This is a genomic window from Candidatus Dormiibacterota bacterium (assembly GCA_035544955.1).
Taxonomy (GTDB): domain Bacteria; phylum Chloroflexota; class Dormibacteria; order CF-121; family CF-121; genus CF-13.
On the sequence record DASZZN010000014.1, the window covers coordinates 30,449 to 48,703 of the forward strand.

The following is an 18,255-nucleotide window of genomic DNA, read 5'->3' on the forward strand; positions in this document are numbered from 1 at the left end:
GTCAGCGCCGATCCGAGCGCCCTCGAACCTGGGCATCGTTCCAGATTCGCGTTCCGGCGACGACGCTGGCGCCCGCCGACACGTCCGCGCGCCGATGGATCTCCGGCGCGGGGTCGATGGCCGCTCTTTGAGCCAGCACCATGTACCCGGAGCCACCGGCGCGGAGGCCGGGTATGCCGCGATCGGCGAGGCGCTGTAGCTGCGCTTGCAGGGGATGGCCGATCGAGTCGGGCAGCTTGTGGCCCAGCAACGTGAAGGGTCCGAAGCCTTGCGTTCGCCACGAAAGCTTTGCAAGCCCGGCCTGGTAGAGCAGCGCGTCTAGCTCGCGGCGGCGGTGAAACTCTGCCCGAGCACCGTGGGGCGGCGTGCGGCGCAGCCCAGCGCGGCGAAGGACCGCCGAAATCGTCCGGCGGGCGGGTTCGAGCCAGGCGCCGCGCATTGGATCGATCAGGTAGACGAGTCCGCGGCGGTTGTCGCATGTGACAATCGCGTGGCCACCAGGTTTGAGCACCCGCGCCACCTCCGCGAGCGCTTGGCCCGGCGAATGCAGCCACGGCACGACCCCCAGAGCAAGTATCAGGTCGTAATGGTCGCGCTCCGCCTCGAGCGCATGAATATCGCCAGCGCGTACCTCGATGGCGTCGCCTTGTCCCGCCTCGTCCGCATTGCGACGAGCGAGCTCGACCATGGTGGCTACCGGGTCAATAGCATCCACGTGATAGCCACGACGGGCGAGGGCGATCGCCGCGTGGCCGGCGCCACATCCCGCATCGAGGATGCGAGCGTCACGCGGGAGGTTCAGGGCGTCGACCCAGGCGAGGGCTCGAGCCTGGCGCTCGCGAAAGAGCCAGGTCGCGACGTCGGCGCGGTCATAGAGTTCATCCCAAAATCGCGCAGCCGCCTCGAAGTGTCCCTCGATGACGCGGCGTTGCTCCGCTTGACGCTCCCCGACGGGATCTCGGTGCAGGCTGGCCGGACCCATGTGGGCCGTCATTTGACCGCCGCCGTCGACTCGATACGAGCCGCCGGTCGCTGAGCCGACGCCTGAGCCTGGCGCCGGCGTACCCGCTGCCAGCGACCTCGGACCGTTTCGCTCACCAAATGCCACATGCTGGCGATGAACGGAACGGGATCAACCAGCGAGAAGGTCGCTGTCTCCTGCACGCCGCGAAATGACCGCAGCCAGTCCCCCAGCCGAAGTTTGTCGGTGCGGCGGTACTGGACCAGGGATAAGAGCTCTGAATCTTCTCGCAGCCAGCGGCGGCCGTCCTGCGGAACGGTAACGGGCACGGGTTGATCGGTCAAGTCGAGGTAAAGCGCTCGCACGACGTCTAGGCCGTTCCGATCGACAAACAAACGGAATGCCCCACCCAGGCGTGGATTGACGTCCAGGATCTTGTACTGACCATCGCGGTGGTCGAACCGGTATCCTATGTCAACGATCCCACGATAGCCGACTGCCCCCAGAAACCGAAGCGTGGTCTTGATCACTGCGCGATTCTGTCGGCAGACCCCGAGTGAGCAATGGCCCATGTGCGCAGGCTGCTGACGGAGCTTCCTTCCGGTGAATGCCGCAAGGCAGCGCGAGTTCTCGTCGAAGTACCCGTTGAACATCCAGACGTCTTCGTCCCGTCCCGGAATGTATTCCTGCAGCATGACGTTGGGCGCCTCCGGAGCCTCCTCCATCCGCTCATAGGCGGCCAGGAGGCTGTCGGCGTTCCCTGCGACCGCCTTGAAGGTCACGTCGGGACGGCTGACGACCGGCTTCAGCATCACCGGGTAACGCAGCGTCGATGCCAGGGCCGCAGCCTCCTGCGCATTGGCCGGTTTTGCGATTCGCGGGGTGGGAACGTTGTGCTCGCCAGCGAGCTGGTAGAGGCCCTCCTTGGAGGCAAGCGAGGCCACCAGGTCAGCGCTCATGCGCGGGAAGCGAAACCGGGTTTGCAGCTGCTCCGCATGTTCGGCGACGAAGACGGCCCATTCATCCGTGCCGGCGAGGAGAATGGCGCCCGGTCCCAGTTGTTCGCCGGCAGCTAGCAAGCCGGCCACCAGCGTCGCCGGCTCGCCAGTCGGACGTCCTTCGTCGCCAATCGGAAACGTCCCAGCGCAGTACCGCGAGGCGTTGGGCACGAGCCGCCGCCTGTGGGCAAGGCCGTAAACTGGCACGCCGAGCTGTCCGAGGCTGCGCATGGTACCGAGGCCACCAATCCATGCAGGTGGAACCAGTACGAGCAGCGCTGGGCGGCGAGTCATGAGTTCCAGCCTCCTCGCGCCGCCGTATGAGCAGCGACCGTCGTCGCTTCCTGGCCCTCCATGACGACCACAAGGTCGAGGTCGTCAATATGGGACAGCACGTAACCGATGTCGTCCCCTTGGCCGGTGCTGCGCAGGTACTCTGCGCTTGGACCGTCGTTGATCAACGCAATATCCGCCGATGCCCACCGATCAATTTCCTGTCGTGTGGTGGGATTCTCCGGTTCAAAACCAAGCTGCGTCAGACGGAGGGCAAACCAAGCGCAGGCCAGCTGGTCTTCCGCCCTCGGCTCGCCCCGGGTCCCGGCTCCGATGACGGCAATGTGCTCGTGGCGCTGTGCAACGTAGTCCGCCGTGGCCGACAAGTTGCGGAAGCACGCGACGTAAACCGCGCGGGAACCCCGGGCGTTAGCTAGCAACTTGGTCCCTGCCGATGAGAGGAGCACCAGCGGGCGTCGGTCGGATCGGCTGGCCAGCCGATAGGGCGAGTTATTGATTTCGAAGGTCGCCGGTGTATCCCCGGCCACTTCGCCGGCCAGCAGGGGATTGGTTAGCCCGGCTGCCACCTCGGCAGCTTCCTCAACTGAGGCGACGGGAAAGACCCGACGTCCATGGGCCAGCGCGGTGACGATCGTCGTCGTCGCTCGAAAGGCGTCGACGGCGACCACGGCGTGCGTATTCAGGTAGCGGGCAGTACGCTCGGGGAGCGAATCGATAACCACCGTACCCTTCATCGGCGCCCCTCGGTTCCGGGGCGCGGCCTTGGCGCGAGTTCCCGATAAAAGGAGTCGGCGTGCAGGCCGCGACGGTAGATTTCGACGCGAAGAATCTCTTCCATGCGGACGTTGCTCAGGTTCACGTCGTTACCGAAATGCGTCAGCAGGTCGAACTGACTCCGCTTGGTCGGGGCTTCGAAGACAGTAGTCGCGATGCCCCAGGCCGAGACGAAGGTCTCGGCGAAATCGGTATTCAGCCGTCCGGTCTCGTCGAACAGCCCGATGCCCTGGGCGCTCTCCCGCCCTTCGACCACGATCTGTTTCGCGCCGGCCGTCAGCCAGCGATGGCCTCGTTCGACCAACCGCTCGGCGACCGTCCTGGTGAACGCCCCACCTTGCTTTTCGCCCAGCTCGACCTGCACCTCCAGGCCGAATTGCCGGGCGAGGCGGATGACATCTTCAGGCGCCATCGGCGCCGTAAAGCCTTCGCCCGCCTCGATCCGTTCGATGCCAAGGCTGGCGCAGAGCGCGAAGTACTCCTCGAGGCAGCCCCGTTCCTTGGCGATCTCGTAAGGTCCGCCTCCGGTGACCAGTGGCACATTCAGACGCTTGGCGGCCCCGATCTTGGCCCGCGTAGCAGACTCATCGGCGAGCAACCAGGTGGCCATCGACAGCTTTAACCGACTCAGCAGACGGCCGCTCTGTTCGAGATGACTAATGACGGTAGCCGGGTCATAGCCGGGGTCGAAGGCGCTCGTCCGCGCCGGCAGTTCCGGCACGCCAAGGGCGCCGAGGAACGCAGCGGTTTGCGCGCCGGCCGCCATCGGCTCAGGCTGCGCCATGTTCCACCCGTGTGCCAGATTGAGCGGTTTCCAGGACCACGCCGCCAACCTTGTAGTAGCGGTGAAGCACGCGCGCCATCAAGAGTTGCAGCTGGCGAACCCTCAGCAGATCCGCAGCCCACAGGCTGGCGATCAGCGTTCGACCGAGGGCGTCCATTGCCGTCGGCGCAGCTCGCCAGGCCGACGCCAACCGGCGGGTCACCCCCTGGTCGATCGGGCTGCCGATAAAGGTCTCGATTGGAAGGGAGTGTTTGCGTGCGAGGTGCACGATTGACTTGCCGCCGCTGAAGGCTTGCCGCCGCGCGGCACCATAGCTGACGTGATGCAGGTGATAGGAAAGGGCCCGCGGCTCGAAGACCACGGGGACACCGATGGCGGCGATGCGGATTCCGAAGTCTGTATCCTCGTTCCCGTACTGGCGAAAGCCCTCGTCGAATCCACGGACCCGCGCCCAGAGATCGCGGGTCAGCGAGATATTGGCGCTCCAGATCTCGGCAGACATGCGGTGCTGCCGGTCGAGCGGTGCGACAGAGCGCTCGAGCCAGTGCTGATAGATGAGGGATGCTCCGCGACGGTCGTAGCCTTTGGCGAGAGGATAAAAGCCTTGGACAAGGGCCGGTCCCTGTTGCTCCTGCACCTCGAGATGGACCGCGACCAGGTCAGGCGACGCGATCTGATCGTCGTCGAGGAAGATCAGTACCTCGTGGTGGGCCTCGCGGGCTGCGGAATTGGAGGCAGCGGCGCTGCCCGCGTTTCGCTGCGTGATCCATCGGAGTGGGTAAGTGGGCCTGAAGTGCTCGAGCGCTTCCACGGTGTCGTCGGTTGAGCCGTCGATGGCGACGATGACTTCAAAGGCACCGCTTTCGACGGACTGCGCCTGAAGGCTGTTGAGCGTCTGCATCAGGAAGGAGCGCCGGTTGTACGTGGGGATGAGCACCGATGCTCGTAGGTCATTCATTGCTTGCACCCTGTCCCATGAAGGCGTTGAGCCGCGTCATACGGCCGGCGCTGACTTGCCGGATGGTGTAGGCACCGATGACCACGAGCTGAACCCCTGCGCCTGCAGAAAAGGCCACGGCAGCTCCGAGCAGGCCGGCCCGCGGAACCAGCAACAAGCCGATGACGACGGTGGCGACGGTGCCCGCGCCGGTCGCTCCGGCATCGATGGCCGGCTTGCCAAGCCCTCGCCAACTTCCCGCTAGAACCAGGTAGACGCCGTAGCAGGCCATCCCGATCGCCAGCACCGCAAGCGGTGTGCTGACCTCGCTGTATCGGCTGCCGAAGATGAAGTCCGTGAGCGGCTTGCCGAAAATGACGAAGACCATCAGGAGCGGGGCGGTTACGATCGTCGCAAAAACCAGGACCCGCCCCAGGTAGCCACCGAGGGACAACTGTGGCATGCGTGCAATCCGACTCATCACCGCACCCGATACGGCCGAAGGCGCGAGATAGACGGCGTTCGCGAGGCTTTTCGCCGCCGCGTAGTTACCGGCCGCTTGCGAATCAAGCAGCCGCTGGACGAGGATCAGGTCGGCTCCGAACCAGATGGCAAAAAAGACCGTCTGGAGCACTAGCGGCTGGATATAGCGAGCGACCGCCATCATCCGCTGCCATTCCACCGCGTCGCGAATGAAACGGAGGGCCAGTGGCGCGACCGGCTGGACAATGGCTAGGGCGGCAACGCTCGACAACCCGTAGATCGCAAGGTAGAGGGCGGCATTTCTCCGGCCGAACGCAGCCAGTACCAGAATTGCGATGAGCTGAGCAACGTTAGCCAAGAAGTAGAAAATCGTCATCGCGGCGAATCGCTCCAGCCCGCGCTGCGCTTCTTTGTAGGTTTGCAGCACCGCGAGCCCGACCAGGTTTGCGATGACGGCGAGCAGCATCGGCGGACTCAGCCGGGCCACGGCGGCGATCGGGACCATCAACACGGTGCTGAGCGCCAGCAGCAGGGTGATGACCGCCAGCCAATTGCTGAAGTGCAGTTCTTGTTCGCGGGGATTTCCCTGGTAGCGAGCGACGAAGGTGGCCAAGCCTGCTGGTGCGCTGGAGATGAGAATCGAGGCGAAGCCAACGATGGCGAGGCCGTACGCCAGCAGGCCGTACTCGGCAGGCACGAGCAGGCGTGCCGCGGCGACCGAGAAGAGAAAGCCGATCGCGCGCGCCGCCGTACCGCCAAAGAAAAGGATGGCCGACGACCGAAGCAGTCCTCTCTTGGGTGCGACCCGCTGGACGAGCCTGCTGATCCGCGAGAACGAAGAAAGGGCGCCCGGGCCGCTCTGCGTAGCCCCCACCGGCGTCAGCCCGACGGGAGGTAAGGCCACGATCCCCGGTTCCAACGGTCCTTTCCTCCTGGCCGAATAGTTGCGCCCGCTGCGGACGCATGCAGCACTGTCAGAGAACGGGTGCGCTCCTGCTTCACAAATAGTACAGTCGATCCAGGGCCAGAGACAATGGGCCATTTGGCCCTGCCGCTGGCCTGGCCGCTAAAGCTGGAGAGGACTTCGCCCGCGGGTGTCAGCCGGTCGTGCGTGGCCAGAAAGAGGTTCTGGTCGGAGATGGAATGCATCAGCACAGCTAGCGCCCCGGACCCTATCGCTTGGTCGAGGAAATCGCGCACCGCGGTCGCTTCAATTCGCTGGTCATGGAGATGGTCGCCCTTTAACGAGGCACCCGCCTCACCCAGGATGAAGGGCTTATCCAGCCTACGCCTCAGCTCGCGCAGCGCCGGGTGGTCCTCATAGATATGCAGGTCGTAAAAGTCGAGGATGTCGTCGAAGCGGCTCAGGTCGGGGGCTGGCTGAACGTAGAGGTTGCCGTCGGAAACCGTGAGCCAGGAGTGCGGCGCAGCTGCCTTAGCGGCGGAGTAGAGGTCGTGCAGAAAGCCGTGCACGATGCTGTCCGGGAAGTTTGGACTGATGGGATCGCCTGCTGGGGGAGGAGGATGGCCGGCATCGGGTCCGAGGCTGCCATAAGCCTCGTTGAAGAGGTCCCAGGCGACGATCGCCGGCTCCGAGCCAAAGCGCGCCATGAACGCTTGTGTAGCCCTGAGGTAGCCGGCGCGCATTTCGGCGTGCTGACCGTCAAGGGCCTCGAAATGGAAGTTGCCCGGGCTCGATGTCTCCTCCTGGTCGTAGAGCACGGCAACCATTTGGAGGTCGCGCGCGGCAAATAGCGAGACCATCTGCTGGAAATTAGCGAGGCTTCCTTCGTGAAAGCCGATGAAGCCCGTTCCGTCGTTCCACTCCATGAGTTGATCAAGTCCGATAAACAGGCGGATAACCCGACCGAGATGGCGCTGTTGGACGAAGTCGAGGTCGGCGACGATTTGTGGGTAGGCGACGTTCCAGTTGTCTTTGACACCAGTCCCGGAGCGGAGCCAGGTTGTCCCAATCCACCGCCCGTCAAGGCCCAGGGGGATGCCATAGTTGAGCCCCTTGACTGACGCGAAGTGGGGCCCGGTCGAGCTCGGCGCGGGCTGACCCGATGGCGAACCGAAGGTGATGAGGCCAACCGCAACCAATGCCAGGCTAAGGGCGGAGATTGCGGCACGGAATCGATAGCCCACGAAGGTCCGGATCCGGGGCCGCCCGGACTAAAGCTCGGGGAAGGCGACTGCTGGATCGTCCGGGGCGGTCACGGACGAAACCGGGTGGACGGGTACGTCGCGGCTGTTAGCCAAAACGACCGGGTGTCCGTTGCCGTTCGACGGGATGGCGTGACCATTACCGTTCGATTGTACCGCGTGACCGTTGCCCGTCGGGGCGACGGGATGGTTCTCGGCCTGTTGCACGGGTTGCCTGCTGGCGACTCCGACTATCGTGGGAATGCGGACTGGCACCCGAAGCCCGCCATTCATGAGTGATTGGTTGGCTGCTTCCAGGACCGCCACCACCGCGAGACCCTGGTAACCGTCGCTCAGTGGGGTGGCACCCGTGCGGATAGACTCCACAAAATGCTCGCACTCCGTCCGCAGCGGCTCTTGCCACGCGACGTACGGAATGGTGATCTGCCCGTTTCGATAAGAGAGCTGAAATTCGCCGAAGCTGTCAGTGGGTGGCGGCTCCACGCCCTTGTCGTAAATGCGGATCTTTTCGGTCGTGGATACGTCGTTGTACACAGCCATCTTCCGGTCACCAACCACCGTAATCCGGCGAACTTTGGCGGGATCAAGCCAACTGACGTGGAGCTGCGCGCTGAGCCCGTTGTCGAATTGGATCTCGACGTACGCCACATCATGGACCGTTGAACGTACGCAGGAGCTTCCGCGCGCGCTCACGGCGACCGGGGTCGTCCCGAGCACGTACAGCAGGATTGAGACGTCGTGGGGGGCGAGGTCCCAGATGACGTTGACGTGGCGCTGGAAAAGGCCGAGGCTCAGCCGGGCGGCGTCGACGTAGAAGATGCGGCCAAGCTCACCCGACCTGACGAGGCGTCGAAGCTCGACCACCGCGGGGTTGTACAGAAACGTATGGCCTGACATCAGCGTCCTGTCCATGACCCGGGCCACCTCAATCAGGGAAGCCGCCTCGCCCACACTTAACGCTAGCGGCTTTTCTACCAGCGCATGCTTGCCGGCGCGGAGGGCTTCCCGGGTGATGCTGAAATGGGTTTCGATGGGCGTCGCGACCACGACCGCCTCGATGTCCGACGCGAGGAGCTCGCGGTAATCCGCGTAGACGGGTACCCCTGGATAGCGCTGCCGCACATATTGAAGTCGGTCCGGGCTGGTATCGGCGACCGCCGCCAGCTGCGCCTCGGGCATCTCGGAAAAATTTCGGATGAGCTGGGGGCCCCAATAGCCGCATCCGATCACGCCGACCCGCACTGGATCCTGGTGGGCGTGCTTGACCCCATTCCCTGGCTGGTGCCCGTTTTCCTTCACTAAAGGTGCTCCGCTTTTTTCCCTTCCGTGATTTCCCAGTCTAAAGCCTCTTTCGGTCGCTGGCAAGATCGTATACTCGTGTCCCCCACATAGGAAACGTTACAGTATGTGCGGCAAGAGTTCGGCAAAGTGATGCGGAGGATTGACAACTATTTACTCATTGATACAATGACTGTACCCTCTGTGCAGCCCCTCATTGGTCGCTGCGGCTAGGGCGAATTACATGGTCGGGGTCGTCCGCCGTCTGAGATCGTTCTGGCCCTGGGCGTATGCAACAACGGCTGAGACGACCCACCCTGCCGTCCTGCCAGTGCACCGCTGGAAACGAGCCATGGATCTCGGGATCGGCGTCCTGGTGCTGGTCGCGCTTGCTCCACTCATGGCTGCTATCGCCGCCCTCATCGTCCTGGACGGTGGCGGACCAGTCCTGTTTGGCCAGGAGCGCATCGGTCGCTACGGCAAACCATTCACGATGTGGAAGTTTCGCTCCATGTACCCTGGTTCCGACGACCGCGAGCACCGCAGCGCGGCCGAAGCCTGGTTCGCCGGAAGTCCCGCACCCCTTGGGTACAAGGCCTGGAAGGACCGCCGCGTCACTCGGGTCGGTCGGGTGCTTCGGCGCACGAGTCTTGACGAACTGCCACAGTTCGTTAATGTGGTGCGCGGCGAGATGAGCCTGGTTGGCCCGCGGCCGGCGATCCCGTATGAGCTTGCGCTCTACGAGAATTCCTACTTCGAGCGCCAGGCGGTGCGGCCGGGGATCACCGGGATGTGGCAGGTGCTCGGGCGCGATCGTCTGCCCGCAACCGCTATGATGGCCCTCGACCGGCGGTACGTTCGCGAATGCTCGCCCGCGCTCGACTTCAAAATCCTTGCTTATACGATTCCGTCGCTACTTGGACGCCGCCCGAGGAACCTTTAGGATGGAGCGGGGGAGTCAGTTGAAAACGGTTTCGGGCGCTCTCCGACACCGGCTGCCGATCGTCCTGGCGGTCGTTGGCCTCTGCCTGCTTGCCGGCGTCGCCGCCGTCATCTTGTTGCCTAGGACCTACAAAGCCGAGTCACTCCTTCTGGTCGACGCTCAGTGGGAGGGCGCGTCCGATCCTGCCTCCGCCCTGAGCGCGAGCGATACGCTTACCCGGCTGTACATCGCCGAGGCGACCAGTGGGCCGCTGCTGCAGCAGGTGGTTGATCAGGCTAAGCTCGGCGTGTCTCCCGATCGCCTGGCAAAGCAGATAAATGCCAGCACGGTCCGGGGGACCACGCTACTGGCGATCGATGCCACCGACAACTCGCCCGATCGGGCGGCGCGTATCGCCAATGCGGTCGCACAGAGCCTTGTGGATCGAAACCGCGCCGATGTGCTGGCTCGATTCGAGCCACGGCGGACCTACCTCGAGTCCGAACTTGCCAGGCTGGACGCCGCGATCCAGACCGTACAAAGCGAGAAGCCCGGCACCAATGCGGCTGCAATCGGCGATCACGCGGCCCGGCTGAGCCTGCTTCAGGGCCAGTACAGCGGCGTGTACACGCAGCTGCAGAACATCCTGTTAGCGCAATCGCACGGCATCTCCACCCTGACGGTCAATGCGCTCGCAGGACCTCCAACTGGACCGATTAGCCCGGACCCTCTCCGCTACGTCCTGGCTGCGCTGGCGATCGGGCTGGCCCTCGGAGTTTTGGCCGCCTTGCTGGTTGAACGGTTCGACGATCGCCTCTACAGCGCCGAAAGCCTGGCCGAAGCCACCGGTTCGCCGCTGGTCCTCGCCGGGTTTCGCGGCGTCGCCGCGAACGGGAGGGCGGATGCGGCGTCTCGCAACGCCTATGCCTTGGCGCTGGCAAGCGTACGCGCCAAGTACCCCGAGGCGAAGATGTTGATGGTGGTGGCCGCCGCCCCGCGTGATCGCGCCGATGGTGTGGCGACCGGGATTGGTAAGGCCGCCGCCTATGGCGGAGAGCGGGTCGTGTTGGTGCGCGCCGACCCGGTGAACGGCATCCCCCACCCGGTAAGCCCGAACGGTTCGGGTCTGACGATAGTCCCGCTGCCCTCCACGCACGATCCGCGGCAGGCGTTGAGCGCACTCGCGAACGGCAAAACGCCCTACGACTTCACCGTCCTGTCCCTGCCTTCGCCGCAGACAGATCCGGTCGCCATGTCGCTCGCGGGAACAGCCAGGCTCGCCATCCTGGTGGCAACTGCGAAGCAGACCCGCTTCGGGGAGGCGCGCGATGCCGCGGAGGCGCTTCGCCAGGCCGGGTTCGCCGTCGCTGGTAGCGTGTTGGTCGCTCGCGGGGTATCGGGATCACACGAGGGCTCGACCGCAAAGTCGTGACGCGCGGCCCATTGGTCGCATTCGCTTGGTCGCCATTTCAAGCGCGCACCGAGGGCCTCGCGAAGGAGCTGGGTGGCGAGGCGCGGTTCGTCGCCGGGCGCCGCCTACGCCGTGCCCGGTGGCAACTGCCGCTCCGATACGTGCGAGACGGCATTGACGCCTGGAGGCAGCTGCGCCGGCTCGATCCCCGGGTCGTCATCGTCATCACACCCCCGGTGTTTGCTCCACTGGTGGCGTGGCTCTGGTGTCGCGTCCACCGCCGCCCGCTGGTCATCGACTGCCACACGCTCGCGTTGCATTCTCGGAAGTGGGCCTGGGCGCTTCCGCTCCATCGTTTCCTCATGCGTCGATCGCGGGCCGTCCTCGTTCACACGCAGGAGGCCCTCGCGGAAGTGCGGGGTTGGGGCGTCCACGTCATGGTCCTCCCGGACGAGCTGCCCGATCCAGCCCTGGCTCGAGAGCCCAAGCACGGAGGCGCTCCGCGCGTGCTGATCGCCGGGAGCCTGGACTGGGACGAGCCGGTCGCCGCTGTAGTCGAGGCGGCTCGGCAAGTGCCGGCGATGGAGTTACGCCTTACCGGTGACCCAGCGCGAGTGTCAGCGGGCGTACGCGCCGCAGCGCCACCGAATGCCGTCTTTACCGGGTGGCTCGACTATCCCACCTTCCTCGGAGAGGTACGAGCGGCTGACGTGGTCGCGGCATTCACCGGGCTGCCGGGTGTTATGAACCGGGCCGCGTTCGAAGCGGTCGCACTGGGTAAGCCTCTCGTGCTCACCGACCTTCCCGAGATGCGCGAACGCTTCGGTCAAGCCGCCCTCTTCACGACCAACGATCCAACCGACATGGCCCGGACCGTTAGCCGCGCCTACGAGGAGCGCGAGGCGCTCGCCGCGCGTAGCCTGCGCCTCCAGACGGATCTGCGTGCGGCCCGACTCGAGGGACTGACACGACTTCGGACGCTGCTGACCGAGCCGCCTCGACGCGCCCGACGTATGTTGCTGGTCAGCCAACACGCGTACCCTGACGCGCCGCTGCTGCGACGAAATGTTGAGCACCTCGCAGCGCAGGGCATGCAGATCGACCTTATCTGCATGGAGCCAGCTAACCCGCTTCCACCAAGCTCATTCCTTCCCGGGATGCGCATATTCGCGCTACCCGTGCAGCATCGGCGGGAGCATCGGTTCAATTACGTGGTCGAGTTCGCTGCCTTTTTTCTCCTTTCCTTTCCGATCGTGACCGCGCTCGGACTACGGCGTCGCTACGATGCCATCCAGGTCGACAACCTCCCGGACTTCCTTCCCTTTGTGGCGATCGTTCCGAGGCTGCGGGGCGCGCGTGTCGTCTTCTACATGTACGACATGTTCCCCGAGCTCGCCATGACGCGCCTCGGCCTGGATTCCGGCCACCCGATTATCAAGCTTGCACGCCAGATCGAACGATGGGCGCTGCGCTGGGTGGATCATGCGGTCGTTGTGACCGATCTATTCCGGCGCACTCTCGTCAGCCGGGGCGTCGATGCCGCAAAGATCTCGGTCGTGTACAACACTCAGCCCCTGACGGTGGCCATGCGCAAGCCATCAAACGGTAGTCCTCGCCTCGTGACCCACGCCAGCCTGGTCGAGCGTTACGGTGTCCAGGTCGCAATTCGCGCTCTTCCGATTCTCCGCGACGCGTGGCCGGATCTCACCTACGATGTGCTGGGGCGCGGCGAATACCAGCCAGCCCTGGAGCGCCTGGCCACTGAGCTCCGCGTCCGCGATGCGGTCACCTTCGGCGGCTTCCTTCCGTGGCCGGAGGCGATGGAACGAATCAGCTCCGCCACCCTTGGCATTGTGCCGGTTATCGCTGACGGCTTTGGGGAGTTCATCCTTCCGATGAAGTTGCTCGAGTACGTCGGCATGGGCATCCCGGTAGTTTGCGCGCGGCTACCCGGGATCGAAGAACACTTCGACCCCGAGTCAGTCGCCTTTTTCACGCCAGGCGACTGCGAGGGTCTGGCGCGTCAGGTCGACCGCCTCCTCAATGACCCAGTGGCAGCCGAGCGGCAGGCAGCCCGTGCCAGCCAGGCGCTTGAGAGTCTTCGCTGGGAAACGGTGGCGCCTCGTTACCTGGCGGCGCTGCACCCGATGGCATGATCGCCACCTTCGCCCGTCCGAAGGGGGCCTACGAAGAACCGGGCCAGCTCTGGCTCGCCGCCGGTGTCTCCGTCGCCGCTGTTCTGGCAGTGGCGCTAGCCGCTCGGGGTGGCGCCGCCGGCGCGATCGTGCTCGTGGCGTTGGGCGGCGGCGCCCTGGTCGCCCTGACGATTTGGCGGCCGGCCATTGGCTGCGCCGTATTGGTTCTTTCGGTGCCGCTGACCGGCGGGCTCGGACGCGATACCGTCATCCCGCTCTTTCGGACCAGCGAGGTTATCGCAGCGTTGGTGGGGCTCGCCCTGCTGGTCCGCTACGTGCCAAAGAAGAGCAGGATCCCGTTCACCGGCCTCGACCTCGCGGTGGGGGGCTACTGCCTCAGCGGACTGATCATTCCGGCGCTCGTCCTGTTCGTCGGGCACGATGGAGGCGGTTTCACGGTGTGGCGGGTGGTCTTCGCGCCTGCCCAGTATCTGTTGATCTATCTCATCTTTTCGAGAACGGAACTTCGCGAACGGAGCCTGTACGCCATCTTGAACCTGGCCATGGCCGCCAGCGTCGTCATCGCGCTCATCGGTTTGGCGCAGCTGGCAGACGTGCCGGGTGTCCGAACGTTCATCAACAGCTACTTTCCGATGGACGGCAGCGGCGAGGCGATCTGCCAGTTTGGGGTATGCCGTCCAGACTCGCTTCTCGAACATTGGAGCGCTTTCGGCGGCTTTGCGCTCCTCAATTTCATCCTGGCTCTGGCGCTTGCCGCCTGGGCGCACCCGGCCTTTTCCAAGCGGTGGCTCACGCTTGTCATGGCGGCAAATGCCGTTGCGGTGCTGGCGAGCCAGACTCAGGCGGTCATTATCGCGCTGGTCATCGTGATCCTGGTCGTCATCTGGCACGCTCGCCGGGCCCCGCGACAGCTCCTGGTCGTCGCCGCGGCGATTCTCGTCGGGCTCGCTGTTTTCTGGCCCCAGGTTTCGGCGCGCGCGACGCAGCAGTTCTCTTCGGTCGCTAGCGGCAGCTCCGGTCCCGTAAGCCTCGAGACCCGATTCCGCTATTGGAATGCCTACTTTCTGCCTGTCATCGGCGATCACCTCTTGACCGGCACTGGCACTGTGATTCCGGGCGCGGTCCCGACGCAACTCGCGTCGTTCGTCGACAACGAATACCTACGCCTTGCTTTCCGGGCCGGGGTTGTTGGCGTGGGTGCGCTGCTACTGATGCTGGCGACGGTCGGTGCGGTCGGCTGGCGTAATCGGATGGCCCCCGACCCCACCGTCCGGGCTATCGGCGCGACTGCCGTGGCCTATGTCATCGGCTTTGCGATTATGGGGGCGACCGGCGAATATCTCACCTACGCTGGCCTTAGCCAGCTGTTCTGGATGGTGATCGGCGTGCTTGGCGCTCTGCAGTTGGCGCGACTGAAACCTTTGGCTGAACCGGCCAGAATCATCGAACTTAGTCCGGCGCCGCAGTGGGGTGGGCCGATCAGGATCGCGCTGTCGTCGGCCGCCCGCTCCGCGATGCGGCTCGCACCGGAAATGCCATTTCTTCGGTCGTCCGCCATCGTCTTTTCGGGCAATACGGCGGCAAGGTTCCTCGGCCTCTTGTTTTCGGTTGTCGCGGCGCGCCTGCTCCTGCCGGCTGGCTACGGCATCTTTGCTTATGCCCTGGCGCTGGCTACCATTGCCGGAATGCTGGTCGGGAATGCGCAGCAGGGCCTTTCTCGTGCGCTCGCTCGCAGCGAAGGCGCGCCTGCCGAACAGAACGCGCACTTCACCAACTGGGTGGTCGTCGTAGCGATCGTGTTGGGCCTGAGCCTTGCGATTGCGCTACCCCTCTCTTACATCGCCGGGCTTCGGGGATGGCTCGTGGTTGGTGTCATGGCCAACCTGGTTGGGCTCGCCGTCTTACAGCTGTATCGTGAAGCTCAGCGGGGCCTCGAACGATACGGCGCCATGGTCGGCGTCTACCTGCTGGCTAACGTCATCCAGCTACTTGCCATCATCGGTCTGGCTGTCGGCGGTCAACGAAGCCCCGCCGCCTACCTCATCGTCTACGGGTTGTCGAGCGTGGTCGGGCTCATGCCGATGCAGGCGATGGCGCCACTCACGCTTCATTTCGTGCGTGATGCCGTTTCGCGGGTCCGGATACAAGAGATCCGCAAATTCATCAGTCCACTCTTCTTGCAGACGGCGTTCTTCTCGATTTGGATTGGCGCTGACCTCATCCTCGTCACGCGCCTGATGTCCTCGTCATCTGCTGGGGCCTATGCCGCCGCCAAGACGGTCGTGAACGGCCTGATGCTGATTGCCACCGCCATCACGGTCCCGTTGGTGCCGCGTGTCGCCAACCTCCCCGCCCGAGCCGTCGCGGAGTACGTGCTCCGCGCTCTGCGGATCGTCGCCGTCCTGACGGTTCCGCTGGTGGCATTCCTCGTACTCTTCAGCCGGCCTCTCGTGTCCATCCTCTTCGCCTCGGGTTACGCGCAGGCGGCCGCTCCCCTGGCCATTCTCGCGATCGGGATGGGTCTGTACGCGCTGTACACCGTACTCGAGTGGGCCTGGATCGCGCGCGGACGCCCGGCCGTCGATGCGACGGCGACGGGCGCGGGCATGCTCACCACCGTTGTGGCTGGTCTCATGCTTGTACCGCGCGCCGGGCTGGTGGGGGCTGCCATTGCGTTTGCGGCGGGCGCCGCCATCCAACTGGTCGTCATCGGCGGGATCAGTGCGTGGTGGCTCCAAGGGATTCGCCGGGTGCCCGATGACAGCGCGGAGCGATCAGCATGACAATGCCACTGAAGGCCTCGGTCTGCATACCCACATACAACCGGCGGGAGAGGGTCCTTGCCGCCCTGAGAGCACTGGATCGCCAGACGATTGACCCTGACCGATTCGAGGTGATTGTCCTCATCGACGGGGCAACGGATGGAACGGAAGCGGCGCTGGCGGGCCTTAAGCCCGGGTATGCCTTGCGGTGGAGTGCCCAGCCGAATGCCGGCAGTTCGGCGGCGCGGAATGCTGCGGCGCGCCTCGCCAGGCACGAGGTCATCATCTTCCTCGACGACGACCATGTCCCGGTTCCCGAGCTTGTCGCTGCGCATCTCGAAGAACACGAGCGAAATGACGACGTTATTGTTCAGGGGTGCTATCCGCTTGCGCCCGGCTATGACCGCATGGGCGCCGCGCTCGCCTATGAGCTGGCGAGAACCCGGACCCTGCCAGCGAGCCATCGTCCAAACGGTTCGAGCTGGATGCTGTGGGCCGGCAATTTCTCCGTCCGGAAGCAGACCTTCAGACGGGTCGGCGGCTTCGATGAAGATTTCCGCGCATGGGGCAGTGAAGATACGGACTTCGGCCTGCGGTTGGCTGCACTATCTATTCCACTCGTCGTAAGCGAAGCGGCAGTCAGCCAGCATCGGATGCGCGTCGGCTACGGGGCGTTTCGACGGCAGTCCTACAGCGCCGGGCGTGCCGTCGTGCGCCTATCGCGCAAGCACGGGCGCCCGCTCAACGAGCTATCACCCAATGAGACGACCGGATGGCTGAGCTCCGTCCTCGCCCGTTCCTGGAGCGTGAGTCCGGCGGCAACGGACGCCGCCGGAAGGATGTTCAGCGCATGTCTGTGGCTGGCCGATCGCGCCCGTGCCCGTCCGCTCCAACTGGCCTTTGCCCGCGTGGTGCGCCGCATCTACAAGGTTGGCGGCATTACGGAGGAAGTCGCCGTGCGGATCGGCGAAGCCTAATAGGGAAGCGTCAAGCAGAAGGGCGCCGCTCCGAAGGCCGCTCGCTCGCCGGCGATGGCGGTCGCGGACGTCGTCAACGAGTAGATGCCCTCGCTAAACCAGACCACCGCCTTGACCTGTGGGAACAACCGTCGGAAGTCCACCGCGGCTTGCTGGACCCAGGCTGCCTTGTCTCCTCCCTGCTCGACGCTGCCGAATTCGGCGAGGATGATCGGCTTGCTGGCGCTCAGCGCGGTCAGCCGGTTGTAGGAAAGCTGAAGCCGGGCACTCATTGGCTGCCACGTCCCGTATTGCTGCGTGGTGCCGACGTTATAGATGTCGCTTCCCAGCCAGTCGACGTAGGCGTCGCCCGGATAGAAAAGGCCGAGCGGCGGGAAACCGCCATTGGGGTCGCCGTCGGCCCCAAATACCCATTGCACCTTGCTCGCGCCTGCCCTGACGAAGCGGTCATGGATGTGTCGGTAGGCGGCGATGAAGTCGGCCGGCGTATTGCCGTTGATGTTCGCCCCCCATGGGAGCCAGTTGCCCTGCATCTCCGGCCCCCAGCGCAGCATTATGGGATGCGCGTAGGCGGCCAGACCCGTCGCCCAACTATCGATATAGGTGTCGAACTGACCGGCCGCGATCCCTTTCAGCGGGAAGGGGTTGTTTGTGGCGGGCGGCCCAACCCAGGGCTCCCAGCTGATCAGCGGGAGCGAGCCGTGCTGGCGAACGCCGTTCAGCAGGTTCAGCGTCGACGGATTGAAGACGCCGCTCTGGTTTCCCCACTGCGCGTACCAGTGAACGATGGCGCTGTGCCGATTGATCTGCGCCTCGACCGCATTGTACTGGCCCCATGACCACGGAGCGCCCGTCTGGTACATCCCAAAAGCGATTGAGCACGGAACCGGCGGAGGGGGCGGGGGTGTTGGTCGCGGTGTCGGGCGAGGGGTGCTGACCGGACCAGGCGCCTGGGTTGGCGCGGCCGTCTGCGGCGGTGCTGTGGTGGCCGCCGGCCGTGACGCCTGGGCCCCCGTGCTGGCAGGCGATGCGGTTGCGGTTGGACTCAGCGTCGCCCTGGCCGGCGCCGAGGGGGTTGCGGTTGCTAGAGCCTGGGGGCCGAAGATGCCGGCAATATGGATAGCGGGTCCGAGTGTCAGCCAGCTCCCCCAAATCAGGACGCAAACAAGGACGAAGCCCCAAATTTTCCCCATGTCAGAGCAACGGCCGCGTCCCCGGGGCCCCAGCGGCCGCGCCTTGACAGGGCAGAAACGGGACCGTCTCTAGGGTGCGCGCGGGATCATTCCTACGTCAGGACTTGACGTTTTCGTGACAATGGGACCATAATGAACTGAGTTCAACCGGGGCGTTCC

General features: G+C 64.7%; 14 protein-coding genes. 5 read left to right on the plus strand and 9 right to left on the minus strand.

The window, feature by feature from the left end; all coding sequences use genetic code 11:
* Position 1 precedes the first annotated feature (1 nt).
* From VHK65_05420 to VHK65_05455, 8 genes are read right to left on the minus strand one after another with little or no spacing between them, the layout of a single operon-like run.
* A complete protein-coding gene (locus VHK65_05420) occupies positions 2–994 on the minus strand; it encodes a class I SAM-dependent methyltransferase (GenBank protein ID HVS05590.1) in 993 nt (330 codons plus the stop codon).
* The gene (locus tag VHK65_05425) at positions 991–2,253 is read right to left on the minus strand and encodes an ATP-grasp domain-containing protein (GenBank protein HVS05591.1); all 1,263 of its coding nucleotides are present in this window, start codon (positions 2,251–2,253) and stop codon (positions 991–993) included. The genes VHK65_05420 and VHK65_05425 overlap by 4 nt, the downstream gene beginning before the upstream one ends.
* On the minus strand, positions 2,250–2,987 hold the full coding sequence (locus VHK65_05430; GenBank protein HVS05592.1) for a 2-phosphosulfolactate phosphatase: 738 nt from the start codon (positions 2,985–2,987) through the stop codon (positions 2,250–2,252). Before VHK65_05430 ends, VHK65_05425 begins: the two co-directional genes overlap by 4 nt.
* Positions 2,984–3,811, minus strand: coding sequence for a phosphosulfolactate synthase (locus tag VHK65_05435; GenBank protein ID HVS05593.1), 828 nt, complete (start codon positions 3,809–3,811; stop codon positions 2,984–2,986). The genes VHK65_05430 and VHK65_05435 overlap by 4 nt, the downstream gene beginning before the upstream one ends.
* On the minus strand, positions 3,798–4,769 hold the full coding sequence (locus VHK65_05440; GenBank protein ID HVS05594.1) for a glycosyltransferase: 972 nt from the start codon (positions 4,767–4,769) through the stop codon (positions 3,798–3,800). The genes VHK65_05435 and VHK65_05440 overlap by 14 nt, the downstream gene beginning before the upstream one ends.
* The gene (locus VHK65_05445) at positions 4,762–6,135 is read right to left on the minus strand and encodes an oligosaccharide flippase family protein (GenBank protein ID HVS05595.1); all 1,374 of its coding nucleotides are present in this window, start codon (positions 6,133–6,135) and stop codon (positions 4,762–4,764) included. Before VHK65_05445 ends, VHK65_05440 begins: the two co-directional genes overlap by 8 nt.
* Complete coding sequence (locus tag VHK65_05450; GenBank protein ID HVS05596.1) at positions 6,111–7,379, minus strand: hypothetical protein; 1,269 nt, start codon at positions 7,377–7,379, stop codon at positions 6,111–6,113. The genes VHK65_05445 and VHK65_05450 overlap by 25 nt, the downstream gene beginning before the upstream one ends.
* Positions 7,380–7,406: 27 nt before the next feature.
* Positions 7,407–8,696, minus strand: coding sequence for a Gfo/Idh/MocA family oxidoreductase (locus VHK65_05455; GenBank protein ID HVS05597.1), 1,290 nt, complete (start codon positions 8,694–8,696; stop codon positions 7,407–7,409).
* A 331-nt stretch (positions 8,697–9,027) separates the two neighbouring features.
* Between VHK65_05455 and VHK65_05460 the strand changes: the two genes are divergently transcribed.
* The 5 genes from VHK65_05460 to VHK65_05480 are packed head-to-tail and all read left to right on the plus strand — an operon-like array spanning position 9,028 to position 16,903.
* Positions 9,028–9,618 carry a sugar transferase gene (locus VHK65_05460; GenBank protein HVS05598.1) on the plus strand — a complete coding sequence of 197 codons (591 nt, stop codon included), beginning with the start codon at positions 9,028–9,030 and terminating at the stop codon, positions 9,616–9,618.
* Between the two features lies 1 nt (position 9,619).
* Positions 9,620–11,029 carry a hypothetical protein gene (locus tag VHK65_05465; protein HVS05599.1) on the plus strand — a complete coding sequence of 470 codons (1,410 nt, stop codon included), beginning with the start codon at positions 9,620–9,622 and terminating at the stop codon, positions 11,027–11,029.
* A gap of 11 nt (positions 11,030–11,040) precedes the next feature.
* On the plus strand, positions 11,041–13,164 hold the full coding sequence (locus tag VHK65_05470; GenBank protein HVS05600.1) for a glycosyltransferase: 2,124 nt from the start codon (positions 11,041–11,043) through the stop codon (positions 13,162–13,164).
* Positions 13,161–15,947: an oligosaccharide flippase family protein gene (locus VHK65_05475; protein HVS05601.1), complete on the plus strand. Its 2,787-nt coding sequence runs from the start codon at positions 13,161–13,163 to the stop codon at positions 15,945–15,947. Before VHK65_05470 ends, VHK65_05475 begins: the two co-directional genes overlap by 4 nt.
* On the plus strand, positions 15,944–16,903 hold the full coding sequence (locus VHK65_05480; protein HVS05602.1) for a glycosyltransferase: 960 nt from the start codon (positions 15,944–15,946) through the stop codon (positions 16,901–16,903). The genes VHK65_05475 and VHK65_05480 overlap by 4 nt, the downstream gene beginning before the upstream one ends.
* On the opposite strand, the gene VHK65_05485 is transcribed toward VHK65_05480, so the two are convergent.
* Positions 16,900–17,766, minus strand: a complete 867-nt coding sequence (locus tag VHK65_05485) for a glycosyl hydrolase (GenBank protein HVS05603.1) — start codon at positions 17,764–17,766, stop codon at positions 16,900–16,902. The two genes, VHK65_05480 and VHK65_05485, sit on opposite strands and share 4 nt — an antisense overlap.
* Positions 17,767–18,255 lie beyond the last annotated feature (489 nt).